Source organism: Peristeroidobacter soli (genome assembly GCF_004138485.1).
Lineage (GTDB): Bacteria > Pseudomonadota > Gammaproteobacteria > Steroidobacterales > Steroidobacteraceae > Steroidobacter > Steroidobacter soli.
In genome coordinates, this window is sequence record NZ_RYEV01000003.1 from 1,287,090 (window position 1) to 1,301,814 (window position 14,725).

Here is a 14,725-nt window from a genome sequence, read left to right on the forward strand (position 1 = left end):
CGCATGGCCAACGACATCGGCGCCTTCTTCGCCAACGAGGAAGACAAGAAAGTCGCGGCTGCGAGTATTCGTCAGCACATCCATAGGTACTGGGATCCCCGGATGCGCTCGCGGATCATCGCGTACTACAACGAAACCGGCGGGGGCGAGCTCGAAGGTCCGGTGCGGGCCGCGATTCAGCAGCTGGCCGAGGAAACCGCGGCCAAGGCTTGATCTAGATCTAGATCAAACCGAACTCGCGCATCGCGGGTTCGAAGTTTTCGTTGGAATGACCGGGGCGGGTGAGCTTGAAAATCGCGAACCGTTGCAACGGGCTCAGTGCGGCCCACTGCGCCGGCGTCGGCGGCGTGACGTCGCGCTCCATCGAATAATCCACCACGCGCTCTGGCACGCTGTTGGTGTCGTTCCATTCGGCGCCATCGTCTCTGTCCAGCAGCTGCGCCGGCTGGTGGGTCCGGTTCTCGATCACGCCCGCGACGTAGCGACCGTAATCGTCGATTTCGACCGGGGTGTCGCAGGCCTGCGCGACCAGCAGCTCGCGCTCGTCGAGCGAGAAATGATTCCATTGTTTCAACGACACCTTGACTCCGCACAGATCCAGCTTGCGGCGCACGGCCATGGGAATGCAGTACAGGGCGCCGGCAAAATCCTTTTCGAACTGAAAGATCGTGGCGTTGGTGTTCATGCGGGCATTCTACACCCGTAAAAATAAACGGGCCCAGCGGTTGCCCGCCGGGCCCGGGTGCGTCCATGCCTCAGCTCCGTGTCGCGCGCCTCAGGTCGCGGGGACCTGGATGACAGATAATCGTCCAACGCGCGACCGTCACGAGTCGCGCCGCTTGTATAGGTCCGAGGCCACCCCACGCCTGTCGCGCGGTCGTCGCGGTCGATGCGGTCATCGCCGATGCAGGCGATTGTCGTCAGCGCTTGCGCCTCCCTGCGCGAGCGAATATTCGACAATCACGTTGCACCGGGCCCGGCCGCATCGAGCTGCGACGCTCAAGGCTTGGCACGCGTTGCGGTTCATTGCTGACCGCAGGGGTACCTCGGGTGCGAAGCTTTCGCTTCGCGAGGTGATGCTTGACTGGCATCTACAGGGGGAGTCGAACCCCGGCCTTGCGGCCTTACCTGCGACTTTTTCAGAGTCGTGATTGCAATAGAGGGAATCGAACCCTCGACCGAGCAGATGAACTGCTTGCTCTACCCACTGAGCTACATTGCTGTCGGATCAGGCGAACTCCCGCGTCGGTACACACAGCAGCAGGGCTGCAGCGTGCCAGTGTGGTGGAACCCACAGCCGCTGACACTGAAGTTACGGGCCTGGACCGTTGGTATCGATGCACGCTCGCGCGCGCATCGAAATTCTTGTTGGCGGCGGACGGCAACAGTTCCGTCCGCCGATGTTTCATTCGTTCAAGTGCAGTCGCGAGCTTCGCGGCACGCCCAGGAGCAGGAACTCCATCTGGTCGGCCAGAATCTTGCGATTGCTCAGAATGAACGCCTCGTACCGGTTCGGCACGTACGGCACATAGTGCAGTTTCATGCCCGCCGCTTCGGGAGTGCGGTCCGCCTTGCGGTGGTTGCACGCCTTGCAGGCAGCGACCAGGTTCATCCACGAGTCCGCGCCGCCCTTCGACTTCGGCACGATGTGCTCCAGATCGAGCTGGTCGGCGCGGAACCGCTGCGCGCAGTAGGCGCAGATGTAACGGTCGCGTGCCAGCAGCATGTCCTTGTTCAAGGTCGGTACCACATCGAAGTGCCGGATCATGAAATCCCGGCCCTTGATGGCGATGATCGAGCTGGCTCGAATCATCGACTGCAACCCCGTCAGCCGCTGCGTACCCCCGTGCAGCACGAACTCGTGCTGACCGGCGGCCCACGCGATCATGTCGGTGGCGTAGTACTGCGCGGCCTGACGAACGTTGATCCACCGGTGCGGAGCGCCGGCGACGTCAAGCGCGAGAATGTGCGGACTCATCGTGGCTCCTCCTGTGTAGTGGTCGAACGAACCAACCCGTGAGCTGAGGGGCGGCCTCACGCGCACGCGTGCTTTGAAACAAATCTGGACCAGACACTTGAAGGGGGTGGCCGGCGGGGATTCCCGCGCGACCTGGCTCCTTCGATGCCCCGTCCGGCTTACGCCTCGGGGCAGGAGCCCTGGGCGTTAGCAGCGACCTGAATGCGACGGGCAGCCGAGCACGCCGCGAATGAATTCGCGTGGCGTGTTCTCAGAGGCGTTGCCGTGTTTCAGGTGCATGTATTCGGTGGATTGACGAAAGTTCAAACCGGCGGCGAGTCTAGCAATGGAATATTTCAACCACAACTGTTTTTATATTTCCAATTTCAGACAGTCACGCAACGGTTGCGACCTTCCTGTTTGGCCCGATACAAGGCCTTGTCGGCGCGGTCGAACGCGCTACCGGCGGAATCGTCGGGCAACAGGGCAGTGACGCCGCTGGAAACAGTGATGGAGACCGGTGAGCCACGAAAGTGGAAACCGATCTCGGCGATGGCGGCGCGGATGCGTTCGCTGAATCGCGAGGCGTCTTCCAGGTGCGTGCCCGGCAGCAGCATCACAAACTCCTCGCCACCGTAGCGGGCGATGAAGTCGGTCGAGCGGATCCGGCTGGCGAAACATTCGGCGACCACTTGTAACACCCGATCGCCGGCGCGATGACCGTAGGTGTCGTTGATGCGTTTGAAATGATCCACGTCCCACACGGCGAGGCAGGTCGCCTGTTTGAAACGACGCAGACGATGCAGCTCGTCGTCGACACGCTTGTCATACGCCTGACGATTGGGAATGCGGGTCAGCATGTCCATGGTCGAGGCACGCTGCTCGTCCTGCAACTGACTCTGCAGGCGCGTGGCTTCGGCTTCCAGCTCGAGGATACGCGAGCGCATCTGATCGCTGCGGGCACTGATGGCCGCGGCGAACGTCGCCTCACGCTGCCGGAATTCCTGCAGATGTTTGTCGATCGCGTCCATGCGATTGCGAACCTGCTGGCGGATCTGTTGCAGGTCGTTGGCGCTGTCCACGGTTTCGCCCATGGCCTTGATCTCGCCGACCAGCTGTGTGTTCAGGGTCTGGGTGCTGGCGTGCGACTGCGCCTGGTTCTGATGTTGCTCGGCGACGAACTCACCGATCTCGTCCAGCTTGCCGACCATGTGGCCGAGCAGGTCCTCGATTTCCTGTTTGGCGCGTTCGATGTGCCGGATACGCTTGCCGACCAGGTCGGTCAGTGACGTGAGCACCTCGGGCAACTGATGTTGGGTCAGTGCGTTCGACAGCTTCTGATCGAGCGCGTCGACCTGCGCGGCCAGCTCAGCATCCCGGCGCAGCTCGGCGATCACCGCGGCGAGAATGGCACGCACCCGGTCGTCGTTCACCAAGGCATCGCGCGACGGAGCCGGCGCCGCCGGGCTGACCGGAGCGCTCATGGCCGCAGGGGACGACGGCACGGGATGGTCGAGCGCTCCAATGGCTTCGGTGAGCGCGGGCGTGAGTTTTTCCAACTCGTCGGCCGGGCTCTCGCGACGAATCGCCGTCTGGAGTCTCCGGATCTGTTCATCGAGCGGTGGCGCCAGGCCCAGCGCGGCCGTGCACAGCCGCCCGACCAGCCGTTTGAGCACCGCTTCCATGGCACGAAACTGCAGTTGCTGCTCATCCAGCCGGTCCAGGCTGGCGAAGTACTTGGTCCGCCAAAGGTCAGTATCGGTGCCAGTCGTCACAACATTCTTCTCGAGAGTCCGCGCTGATTCTGTATGTCGTCTGTTTCGGCAACTGCGACGCAGGGCGTGATATGTAGTCATCGAAACGTGTGGTCGATTTCTTGAGTGAAATGGCTCTCAGAATGCGAAAAGAAGCCGCTGTCCGTGGCCGGTTCAGGGTTCCCCCGATGGCTGCGATCGCTGACAGGATCTGACAGCAGTGCCGACTACACTGCCGGCTCAGTCAACCATCGCGTACATCTGCAGGAGGCCGGCCAATGTTGAAGACCTATCAGGGCAGCTGCCATTGCGGAGCCGTTCGCTACGAAGCGGACATCGATCTGAGCCAGGGCACGACCCGCTGCAATTGCTCGATCTGCAAGAAGACCCGTTATTGGGGCATCGTGATCAAGCCGGCCGCGTTCCGTCTGCAGACCGACGAAGCGCAACTCACCGATTATCAATTCGGCTCCCGGCAGGGGCACCAGCTGTTCTGTAAAAGCTGCGGGCTGCGTTCCTTCGGTCATGGCAACGTGCCCGAAATCGGCGGCGCTTTCGTGTCCATCAACATCGCGTGTCTGGACGGCGTGTCGGATGAGGAGTTGGCGGCGCTGCCGGTGCGCTATCTCAACGGTCGCGATTACGACTGGATGCACGAGCCGAAGGTCACCAGCTATCTTTAGGTCGATGCCGACCTGAATAAACTGCGCCCTACGTAGTTACACGTCGCTGTGAGTTCGTACGCAGCGACAGCATAGTCATTCCCTCAGGCGCTCTTCAGCTCACCGCCTTCGGTGACGGCTGTGCCTCGCCGGGGCAGCACCTGGACCACCGATGAGCCGGCGCGGCCCGCGACGGTCACGGCCGATACGACAGTCAACGTCAACACGGCGACCCAGAAGGTCGCGCAGCTCGAAGGCATCTCGATCCCGACGCCGTTCACCGGGCGCGAGAACTCCGCGTTCATCGCCGGCCTGGCGTACGACTCGGCCAAGGACCCCGATCATTGCGGCACCTTGACGCTGAATCAGGCGGGGACTCGCGGGGCCGCCAAGACCACGTGCTGGTGAGGCGAGGGCTCGTCTTGGATTGCCGCACACGTTGAATCACAATGGCGGCATGAAAATCATCGCCTCCGAGGCCGGCCGAGCGAAATCGTGGCGTGCCGCGCTCGTCGAACGTCAGGCCGAGCTCTGGCAGCGGGTGCGAGATCATGGCGAGCAGCGCCGCCATCATCTTTCCGAGCGCGCGACCGGAGTGCTGGCGGACGCCGTTCAATGGCTCGCTGAGTTGCCCGAGCATTCCATTCACGCCGTCGTCACCGATCCGCCTTATGGCATGGTCGAGTTCGAGGAAAAGAATCATCGCAAGCTGCGCGCGGGCCGTGGCGGCGTGTGGCGCATTCCACCGTCCTTCGATGGCGCCAGGCGCAGCCCGCTGCCGCGATTCACGGTGCTGTCGCAGGAGGAAGTCAGCGCTCTTTATAACTTCTTCGGTGCGCTGGCTTACGGCCTGAATCGCGCGCTCGTGCCGGGTGGGCACGTGTTCCTCGCGTCCAATCCATTGCTCTCGACGATGACGTTTCATGCCTTTCAACGCGCCGGTTTTGAAAAACGCGGCGAGATCATCCGGCTGGTGCAAACCCTGCGTGGCGGCGATCGTCCCAAGGGCGCCGAAAAGGAATTCTCCGACGTTTCGATGATGGCCCGCTCGTGCTGGGAACCCTGGGGCCTGTTCAGAAAGCCTTTCGAAGGCACCGCCGCCGACAACCTGCGCAAGTGGGGCACGGGCGGCCTGCGCCGCATCTCCGGTGAAGAGCCTTTCAAGGATGTGATCGCCTGTTCGCCGACGCGCGGTGTCGAGCGCGAGATCGCACCTCATCCTTCACTCAAGCCGCAACGTTTCCTGCGCCAGGTCGTGCGGGCGGCCTTGCCGCTGGGCATCGGCATCGTTTACGACCCGTTCGCGGGCAGCACCTCCACGCTCGCCGCCGCCGATCATCTGGGCTATCACTCCATCGGCACCGAGCGCGATGTGACTTACTTCGCGATGGGTTGCAAAGCTTTCCCAAAATTGAAGGCACTGACGCTCGACTGAGCCGCACCGGCGGTCGCATGTCGTCAGTACGTTGTGACGTTATTTCTTCCGGCTCGGCGGCGTCTCCGTCGTCCGGTCGAATGCGGAGCAGGTCTTGGGCTCGATCGGCCGGATTTCCAGACTCAGCCCACACGCCAGACACGGATTCTGCGCGGCCAGCGCCGCGGCCTCTTCCAGGCTGTTCGCGATGAAATGCCAGTAGCCGCCAATCACTTCCTTGGTTTCAGCAAACGGCCCGTCGGTGATGCCATGCTTGGAAACAACCATCTTCGCCGGCTGCAAGCGCTGCCCCGAAATCATCTTGCCCTGGGCCACCAGCACGTCGTGCCATTTATAAAATGCATCGATGGCCGCCTGAATCTGCTCGGGCGACTTGTCCTCATCCCAATAGCCCTTGGAAATCACTAGAAACTGAGACTGACCTTCGGTGCTGCTCATCACTCGTCCCCTGATTGAGTTACTGTACGGATAGACAGAATAACAAACCGGCAGGCCATTGTCCGGCGCGTCGTCGCGGGGCGCAACTAATGAGACCGCAACTCATATTCTCCCGACACCCCACACCGCTCCAGAAATCTCCGATCGTGCGACACCACGATCAGGGCCCCTCTGAATTCACTGACCAGATTTTCAAGGAACTCGATGTTGGCCAGGTCCAGGTTGTTGGTGGGCTCGTCGAGCAGCAGGAGCTCGGGTTTGTCGGTGGACAGCAGGCCGCGAGCGAGGGTGGCGCGGAGGCGTTCGCCGCCGCTGAGGGAGCCGGCTTTCTGGAAGACGGTGTCGCGGCTGAAAAGAAAGCGGGCCAGGTGAGTGCGGATTTCGCTGTCGCTGCCGGGGGCGACGGAGCGGACGTTGTCGAGGATGCTCAGAGAGTCGTCGAGGACGCTGCAACGTTGGTCGATATATAAAGTGACGAGGTGGCCTCGATTCAGTTCACCACGCGTGGTCAGAGGCGCTCCGGTCAGCGCTTTGAGCAGGGTGGATTTGCCGGAGCCGTTTGGGCCTTGCAAGGCAAGTCGAACATTGCCGCGCCAGCTGAAATCGAGGTCGTGCGCGTACAGCCAGTCCTGAAACCGAATATTGAAACCGTCCGCCTCGGCGACGAGCTTCTGCGTGGGCAGCGCCTGGCCCATCAGATCCGCGTACATCACCGGATCGAGCTTCATGTTCTCGAACGCTTCGTGCGCCGATTTCACCGCGGCCTCGGCGCGCTCCACCTGGGCAGCATCCCGCTTGCCAGTTGTAACCTGAGCCGCACGCTTGCGACCGCCCGCGAGGATTCTGGGAATGCCACCGCGAGCCGCAGCCACCTCGCCGCGGCGATTGCGCTTTTCCTGTCGAGCCTGCTGTTCGAAGCGATGTGCGATGGCTGAGTCGCGTTCTCGCTTCGCTTGATCGAGGGCCGCGCCGAGGCGGGTGCGCTCGCGGTCCTTCTCGACGACATACTCCGACCACGAGCCTCCGAACTTCATCAAGCCGAGGTTGGATAGTTCCAATATCTCGTCGCACAGCTCGAGCGCCTCACGATCGTGAGAGATCAGCAATATGCCGCTCGCATGCGCGCGCAGAAATTGGAATACCGCCTCGCGCCCGTCACGATCCAGGTCGTTGCTCGGCTCGTCGAGAATCAGAAATCCATCATCCAGCGCGCGTGCCAGTCGCACCCGCATCCACTGACCGCCGCTCAGCGTCGTACACAGCGCCTGCCGATCGATATTCGCGAGCAGTCGATCTCTCGTCAGCGACCAGTGCTCGACGGACGCAAGATAGTCCGCCACAGCGATGGGCTCGGGCGGCTGACGCTGAGCAAAGAGCGTGACCGTGCTTTGACGCTGAATCGCTCCACTGCTCGGCTCGAGCTCACCGGCAAGCAGTCGTGCCAGACAAGTTTTACCGACGCCATTGGGGCCCACCAACGCCGAGCGCTGGGCAGTCAGCGAAACGCTGAGGCCCTTGAACAGTTCGCGCCCATTGGAAAATTCAAACGCGACGTCGCGCGCCACGATAACTGGAGACATAAACAACCTCCGCGCACAGGCGTGCGCGTCTGCAGGAGAGCAAATAGAAAATGCAGAGGTTGTTTATTGGCGCATAGGACTCTGGATTTGCATCCAGAGGCGGGCAGTCTATGCGAAATCCAGCCGAATTGCAGCGACGACCCGCTCGACGAGGCTGGCTGGGAAATCGTTCCCAGCCAGCGACCCGCCGGCCTGGTCGAGGCGTCGAAGCAATGAATCAGGCGGTCGGCACCGTGAGATGAGCGAGCTCATCGAATGCCAGCACGTGATTCACGTTCAGCACGATGACGAACTTGCCGTGCACCTTGCCCATGCCGAGGATGAAGTCGGTACGGATGCCGGTGCCGAACGCCGGCGGCGGCTCGATATCCGCGGCCGGGATGTCGAGCACTTCGTTGACCGCGTCGACGACGATGCCGATCACCTGGCGTTCCTGACCCACCATGATTTCGATGATGACGATACAAGTGCGTTTGGTCACGGGCGCGGCCGCCCGGTTGAAGCGCACGGCCAGGTCGATCACCGGCACCACCGCACCCCGAAGATTGATGACCCCGCGCACGTAGGGCGGCATCATCGGCACGTCGGTGAGGCTGGAGTACTCGATGATCTCCTTGATCGAGAGGATGCCGATCGCGAACGTCTCGGCCCCCAGCACGAAAGTGAGATATTGATGGAACTGCGGATCCGCGTCCGGCGGTGGCGGCACGTTGGCCACCACGACCTGAGATGAGCTGGTCTGAGTCATTCGGGTCGCTCGCTCAGTTGAACTTCGCGAACTGCGACGCGTCCGGCTCATGGCCCGACACCGCGAGATTGCCCGTCACCGCCGGGGCCGCCGCTTTACGCGGCTGCTCTTTCACCGGTGTCGGCTTGCGAACCGCGCTCGTGGCGGGATTGTTCCTCGAGCCCGTCTTGAAGAACGACATGGTCTGCTGCAGCTGGCTGGCCTGGCTGCTCATCTCTTCGGCCGTCGCGGCCAGCTCTTCGGACGAAGCCGCGTTCTGCTGCGTCGTCTGGTTGAGCTGAGCGACCGCCGAGTTGATCTGGCCGACGCCGGAGGACTGTTCCTGCGAAGCCGCCGAGATTTCCTGCACCAGGTCCGAGGTCTTCTTGATGCTTGGAACGATTTCGCTCAGCAACGCACCGGCCTTTTCCGCCAGCTCCACGCTGCCCGTCGCGACGGTGCCGATTTCCTGCGCGGCGACCTGGCTGCGCTCGGCGAGCTTGCGCACTTCGGCGGCGACCACCGCGAAGCCCTTGCCGTGTTCGCCGGCGCGCGCCGCTTCGATCGCGGCATTGAGCGCGAGCAGGTTCGTCTGATAAGCGATGTCGTCGATGATGGTGATCTTCTGGGCGATCTGCTTCATCGCGGTGACGGTGGCCTTCACCGACTCGCCGCCCTCGGTCGCCTCCGAAGAGGCCTTCGACGCCATGGTGTCGGTGACCTTCGCATTCTCGGTGTTCTGAGCGATCGACGCGGTCATCTGCTCGATGGCGGCGCTGGTCTCCTCGACGCCCGCGGCCTGCTCGGTCGCAGCCTGCGACAGCGACTGCGCGGTCGTGCTCACCTGCTCGGAGGCGCTCAGCAGCGAATCGGTCGCGCTGTTGACTTCGCTGATGATCATGCCGAGCTTCAGCACGGTGTTATTGGCGTATTCCTTCATCTCGCCGTACGCACCCTGATAATCCTTGTCGATCGTCTTGGTGAGATCGCCTTCGGAGATCGCGCGCATGGTGCGGACCACGTCGTCGATGCTCGCGCCAGTGGTCGTGGCGAGCTGATTCAAGCCTTCACCCATTTCTTTCTGGAAGCCGGCGAGACCGTTGAGGTCGACGCGTTCCTTGAACTCACCGCGATTGGCGGCTTCGACCACGCGCTGCTGGCCATTGATCACCTGCTTCAGGCGATCGATCATGTTGCGCACGGCGAACAGCATGCTGCTGGTGTCGCCGTTCTTGGTGATCACCTCGATATTGAGGTTGCCGTTGGCCACGGAGGTGAGCAGCTGCGCCGCATAGGACGGCTCGCCACCGAGCTGTTTGAGAATGCTACGCGTGACCATCAGAGCCGCGACGACCGCGAGCAGCACGGCGATGGCGCCCAGGGCGATCATCATGTTGCGGGCGGCTTCGTAAGTCTTCACGGCTTCCTCGGCGGCCTGATCGTTGAGCTCGCTCTCGAACTTGACGAGGGCGTCGGCGGCATCGCGCACCAATGCGTTGGCCGGGGAGGCTTCGGCTCTCTGGAACTGAGTGGCTTCGGCATTCTTGTTGGCCATGGCCAGCTTCGCGACCTTTTCGACCAGCGCCGGCACCGGCTTGCTGATTTCCTCGAGCTTCGCGAACAGTTCTTTCTCACGCGGCGTGGTGCTTGCCAGCGTGCTGAACATCTCGCCGAGCGCCTTGCGCTCCGAGTCGGCCTTCTCGAGGGTATCTTTCAGCTTGGCGTATTCCGCCTTCAACTCCTCCTCGTCGGTGAGGATGATCAAGCTGCGGATCGATGTACCCACCGCGTACGACGCCGCGCGAATCTCCTGCGCATGGGCAATCTGCACGACGTTTTCCTGCGTAATGGCACGCAGGCTCTCGTTGATGTTGGCCATGCGGCTGACGCCGATCAGAACGACGCCCACCAGCAGCACCAGAACCACACCGAAAGCAACCGCCAGGCGGGTGCCTACCTTCATATCGTTGAACATCGACCTTCGACTCCAAGAAAAGGAACTTTCTCCTGAAGCCGTGTAGCGGACGGCGGCCGAGGAAACTGAAGCGCCGTAATGCACAACAATTTTTTATCTCGCACTCTTCAGGGAATGCCGCATCCCGGATGCGTACGATCTGCCGCGATGAACGCAGTGAGTGCCTGAGGATGGTAGAGCTGCGGCAGCCCGATCCGGTGCCTTTGCTGAGGCGTCGCTGAGGTATCGCCTTAGGCGGATGACGAGTGCGTCATCCGCCGGTTTCGGGTCAATTCGACGAGGCGCTCAACCCGCGATCGTCCGGGCCTTGGTCTTGTGGAGCGCGGTCAGGGTCGGCTTGTTGACCTGTCTGATCGCATCGTCGACCGCCGCCTGATAGCAGGCCGCGGGCCGGCGTTGACGCGCCAACTCTTTGTGCAGCCGGTCGTAGTCGCAGAGGGTCATGGCGGCGGTTTCGATGCGGCTATAGAGCTCTTCGAGGCCCTTTGGATGGGAGATGTCGAGGTCGTCGTAGTTGACGACGATCTTCGGCGGGCCTTCCAGCTGGCCGACGCGATCGGCATGCGCCACGGCGAAACCTCCGAGGAGCGCCACGGTCAGAGTCGAGGTCACGGCTAATTTTTTAGAGGCAGTCTTCATTGCTTTCTCCCGAGTCGAGTGCCGGACGGAATCCGGGCGTAGCCTGCGAGCCGGGCCATGAATTGGCTTTGCAAAGCGTCTGAAGGTTTGTGATTTCCACGCGCGCGCCGATGGCTGGCCTGTAGGGGAATTCCGGTTGCCGGCGCATCGGCCGGCGCTAGAATTTCGCGCGGTACGGACGCCAGGCTTTGCGAGAGTTTCTGCAATCTCCGATATCCCGATCTCGCCATGGCGCCCGGTCGCTTTACCTACGAATTTGGGGACTTTCGTCTCGATGTCGCGCGGCGACTGCTGCTGCCGAAGCGTGGCGATCGGGCCCTGCCTCTGACCGCCAGAGCGTTCGACACACTGCTGTATCTGGTGGAGCATCCCGGCAAGCTGTTGAGCAAAGCCACGCTGCTGGGCGCGATCTGGCCCAACGTCGTGGTCGAGGAAAACAGTCTGAATCAGAACATTTCGCTGTTGCGACGAGTGCTCGGCGAACACCCCGGTGAATATCGCTTCATCGTCACTGTGCCGGGGCGCGGCTATCGCTTTGTGGCCGAAGTGCGCACGGTGTCCGAACCGGCGGATGAGCGGCGCCGCGCGCCAGTGTCGAATGTGAGCGAACCGGCGCACACCAGAGCCGCTCCTCATGCGCGGATTCCGCTCGCGATCCTGCCGTTTGCGAACTTGAGCAGCGATCCCGCCACGGACTATTTCGGCGAAGGCATGGCGGAGGAATTGATCAACACGTTCGCGCGTGTGCGCTGGTTCGAAGTCGCCTCGCGGACGTCGACCTTTGCCTTCAAGGATCGGAATGTGGATGTGCGAAAGATCGCACGCGAGCTCGATGTGGAGGCGGTGTTGGAAGGCAGCATCCGTCGTGTCGGCGAGCGCATTCGGGTCACGGCACAACTGGTGGACGGTCGGAGCGGTCATCACTTGTGGTCCGAGAGCTACGAGCGCGGTTGCGATGATCTCACCCGGGTGCAGGACGAACTGACCGTCGCCATCGTCGATTCAACGGCCAGTCATTTCGTGATCGGTTCGGCGAGGCGCAAGACGCCGACGCGGGATCTCGAGGCTTATCATCTCTACCTGCAGGCCATGACGCTGCGCGCGCAGCCCTCCGAGGACAATCTCGAAACGGCGGTGCAGATTCTCGATCGTGCATTGGCGCGTGATCCGGATTTTGCTCGTGCGTGGTATGCGATCGCCGAGGCGCGGGCCCATCGGGCGGCGAACGACGGCTGCGCACTGACACAGCTGAATCATGCAGAGCGCGATGCCCGTCATGCGCTTGCACTGGATCCATCGATCTCGCGGGCGCACGGCGTGTTGGGATTGATCAACGCCTGTTGCGGCCGCTGGATCGCGGCGGAGACCGAGCTGCGCAAAGCGCTGTCACTGGTGGCGAGAAATCCCGATGCGCTGGTGTTCCATGCGATCTACGTGGCCCGCCAGGCCGGACATCATCGCAAGGCGCTGGCGGAGATTCAGCTCGCATACCAATTCGCTCCGTCATCGCCGGCGCTGGCGTTGCACCTGGGCGCTCAGAAATTGCTCGACGGCGACCCGGCGGAAGCCTGCAAGTGGATCGACCTTGCGATCGCGAATGGCTATCCGCGCGATCTTGCGGAGGTTCGTGAGGCTCGCGCGCAACTGGCAATGCGCGAAGGGCGCTTCGATGAAGCGGCACAGGAGCTGACCGAAACGCTGTCGCCGATCTCGCGCGAAGCCGGAGGCTTCGAAGCCATTCAATCTTTCTATCGCGCCCAATCCGATCCGAGCCGCAACGATCGCGCGATCGCCGCGCTCCAGGCGTGGGAAACGAAACTGCCTGCCGAGGATCTGGAGCCGGGCGCTGCGCATCGATTGATGGTCTGGTACACGATGCTTCGGGCCATCGATGCCGCGCACGACGTGGCGCAGCGTTTGATCGATCGACTCGCCTCCCGCGGTACGATCGGCAATGGCTGGGGCATTCTGTGGACCCGGGAGATGCAGACGTTTCGTGCTTCACCGCGCTTTCAACAACTACTCTCGCGCCTCGGCTTGTTGGGTTACTGGCGTCAGTATGGGCCGCCAGATAACTATGTGCTTCGGGGCGATCTGCTGCATGGGTCGTAGTCACTTGGCCGCTCGCGGTTCTGTTGTCGTGTCCGACACCCCTAATGGAAACTCCGCTGTCACCAGCGCGTCGGTTATGTCGCAAGTAACAGATGCCGCTTCGCACTCACTTCTACAGTCGCGCTCGGGTTGGTAACAACAAGGAGAGCGCGTGAATAAGGTGTTTAGTCGAGTCATGGCGGCCGCCGGATGCATGCTGCTCGCTGGAGCGAGCGTCGCTGAAGAATCCTACGTACGGGGTCATATTAATAAGGATGGAAGATACGTTCCTCCGGAGGTGAGTGCGGCTCCACCTTCGTCGGAGGTTGATCGGCAGCCGGTGCCGAGAAGGGTGTATCCGGAGCCGGTGAAGGAGCGGACGAGGGAGGTGATGAGGGCGAAGAGGCCGAAGTGAGGGGGCGGCGGCGGATGCCTCTCGATGCAGTGAATGCTTTTTCGCCGGAAGGTTCCCTGCAATAGCCCGTTCGGCTGATGCGACCGGGCATCGCCTTTTGCCACTCTCGCGCGCCAATACTCCACAGCGGACCGGCGACGTGATTGCATCCCCCCATCGCGAAACAGCAGCGATTGCCCTCATTGGGATATTCCTTAGCGGTTGTGGCGGTGGAGGCGGCGGCACACCACCGCCCTCGGGGCCGACGATCAATCAGTTCACCTCCGATCGTGCTGCCTATCATGTTGGCGAGAACGCGCAGCTAACCGCCGTTTTCGCGAACGGTACCGGCGTCCTCCAGCCTGACGATATCCCCGTACGAAGCGGGCAACCTGTGACGATCAGCGGCCTGACTCAGAACATCCGTTACAAGCTGACCGTTACTAGTGGCGCGCAGTCGGAGATCTACGATCCGGCCAACGACACGTTCACGCTGCTGGCCGGGGCTTTGCAAGTTGGCCGCGCGGAACACACTTCGGTTCGCATCAACGAACGGCGGGTGCTGATCTACGGTGGCTATACGGCGGACAGGCAGCCGGCGCCGCCTGAGTTGTACGATCCGGTGGCTGCGACGTCTACTCTCCTGACCGCCCCAGAGCCTGGGGTGAGGGCGCGACACGTTGCTCATACGATGATTGACGGCGGCGTGCTCCTCCTCGGTGGTGTGGATGGGGATGATGAGCCGATCAGTTCGCCTTTTCGATTCGACCCGGCGTCCAGTGCGTTTTCCAGGTTCGCTTCGATGGCGACACCGCGGGCGTCGTTTGCGGTTGGGCGGCTGGTTGATTCGCGGTTGCTCCTCGTGGGGGGAATCCGCGCAGTTGTCGGAGGCGGTACTGATACGACAGAGATCGTGGCTGTGGATGGTGCTCGGCGGGACGGGCCGGTGATGGCGCGAGCAAGATTCCTGCATACGGTGACGCCGTTGCAGAGTGGGAAGTTGCTGGTGGTGGGGGGATTGGAGGCATCGAGGCAGGCGATGGCGGCGGCGGAGGTGTTTGAATGAACATGGG

General features: G+C 62.2%; 14 protein-coding genes. 6 read left to right on the forward strand and 8 right to left on the reverse strand.

What is annotated here, in order from left to right:
- The first annotated feature begins 3 nt into the window (after positions 1–3).
- Positions 4–213: a formate dehydrogenase subunit delta gene (locus tag EKO19_RS14355; protein WP_217705340.1), complete on the forward strand. Its 210-nt coding sequence runs from the start codon at positions 4–6 to the stop codon at positions 211–213.
- Between the two features lie 7 nt (positions 214–220).
- On the opposite strand, the gene EKO19_RS14360 is transcribed toward EKO19_RS14355, so the two are convergent.
- From EKO19_RS14360 to EKO19_RS14375, 3 genes are all read right to left on the reverse strand, one after another.
- Entirely contained in the window at positions 221–685 is a 465-nt protein-coding gene (locus EKO19_RS14360; protein ID WP_129777066.1) for a nitrate reductase associated protein, read from the reverse strand.
- A 720-nt stretch (positions 686–1,405) separates the two neighbouring features.
- Positions 1,406–1,978, reverse strand: coding sequence for an HNH endonuclease (locus EKO19_RS14370; protein WP_129777067.1), 573 nt, complete (start codon positions 1,976–1,978; stop codon positions 1,406–1,408).
- Positions 1,979–2,343: 365 nt separating this feature from the next.
- Positions 2,344–3,732 carry a GGDEF domain-containing protein gene (locus EKO19_RS14375; protein WP_157995259.1) on the reverse strand — a complete coding sequence of 463 codons (1,389 nt, stop codon included), beginning with the start codon at positions 3,730–3,732 and terminating at the stop codon, positions 2,344–2,346.
- Between the two features lie 257 nt (positions 3,733–3,989).
- Here EKO19_RS14375 and EKO19_RS14380 point away from each other — a divergent pair, with 257 nt between their 5' ends.
- From EKO19_RS14380 to EKO19_RS14390, 3 genes are all read left to right on the forward strand, one after another.
- The gene (locus tag EKO19_RS14380; RefSeq protein ID WP_129777069.1) at positions 3,990–4,394 is read left to right on the forward strand and encodes a GFA family protein; all 405 of its coding nucleotides are present in this window, start codon (positions 3,990–3,992) and stop codon (positions 4,392–4,394) included.
- A 120-nt stretch (positions 4,395–4,514) separates the two neighbouring features.
- Positions 4,515–4,781: a hypothetical protein gene (locus tag EKO19_RS14385; protein ID WP_129777070.1), complete on the forward strand. Its 267-nt coding sequence runs from the start codon at positions 4,515–4,517 to the stop codon at positions 4,779–4,781.
- A 49-nt stretch (positions 4,782–4,830) separates the two neighbouring features.
- Positions 4,831–5,808, forward strand: coding sequence for a DNA-methyltransferase (locus EKO19_RS14390; protein ID WP_129777071.1), 978 nt, complete (start codon positions 4,831–4,833; stop codon positions 5,806–5,808).
- A gap of 39 nt (positions 5,809–5,847) precedes the next feature.
- On the opposite strand, the gene EKO19_RS14395 is transcribed toward EKO19_RS14390, so the two are convergent.
- From EKO19_RS14395 to EKO19_RS38285, 5 genes are all read right to left on the reverse strand, one after another.
- Positions 5,848–6,246, reverse strand: a complete 399-nt coding sequence (locus EKO19_RS14395) for a YciI family protein (protein WP_129777072.1) — start codon at positions 6,244–6,246, stop codon at positions 5,848–5,850.
- A gap of 86 nt (positions 6,247–6,332) precedes the next feature.
- Entirely contained in the window at positions 6,333–7,826 is a 1,494-nt protein-coding gene (locus tag EKO19_RS14400) for an ATP-binding cassette domain-containing protein (protein WP_129777073.1), read from the reverse strand.
- Positions 7,827–8,043: 217 nt separating this feature from the next.
- Positions 8,044–8,574: a chemotaxis protein CheW gene (locus tag EKO19_RS14405; protein ID WP_129777074.1), complete on the reverse strand. Its 531-nt coding sequence runs from the start codon at positions 8,572–8,574 to the stop codon at positions 8,044–8,046.
- 13 nt (positions 8,575–8,587) lie between these two features.
- Positions 8,588–10,528, reverse strand: a complete 1,941-nt coding sequence (locus EKO19_RS14410) for a HAMP domain-containing methyl-accepting chemotaxis protein (protein ID WP_129777075.1) — start codon at positions 10,526–10,528, stop codon at positions 8,588–8,590.
- A gap of 285 nt (positions 10,529–10,813) precedes the next feature.
- Complete coding sequence (locus EKO19_RS38285; RefSeq protein ID WP_157995260.1) at positions 10,814–11,167, reverse strand: UrcA family protein; 354 nt, start codon at positions 11,165–11,167, stop codon at positions 10,814–10,816.
- A 228-nt stretch (positions 11,168–11,395) separates the two neighbouring features.
- Between EKO19_RS38285 and EKO19_RS14420 the strand changes: the two genes are divergently transcribed.
- Entirely contained in the window at positions 11,396–13,279 is a 1,884-nt protein-coding gene (locus tag EKO19_RS14420; protein WP_129777077.1) for a winged helix-turn-helix domain-containing protein, read from the forward strand.
- 533 nt (positions 13,280–13,812) lie between these two features.
- The gene (locus EKO19_RS14425; RefSeq protein ID WP_129777078.1) at positions 13,813–14,718 is read left to right on the forward strand and encodes a Kelch repeat-containing protein; all 906 of its coding nucleotides are present in this window, start codon (positions 13,813–13,815) and stop codon (positions 14,716–14,718) included.
- The last annotated feature ends 7 nt before the right edge of the window (positions 14,719–14,725 follow it).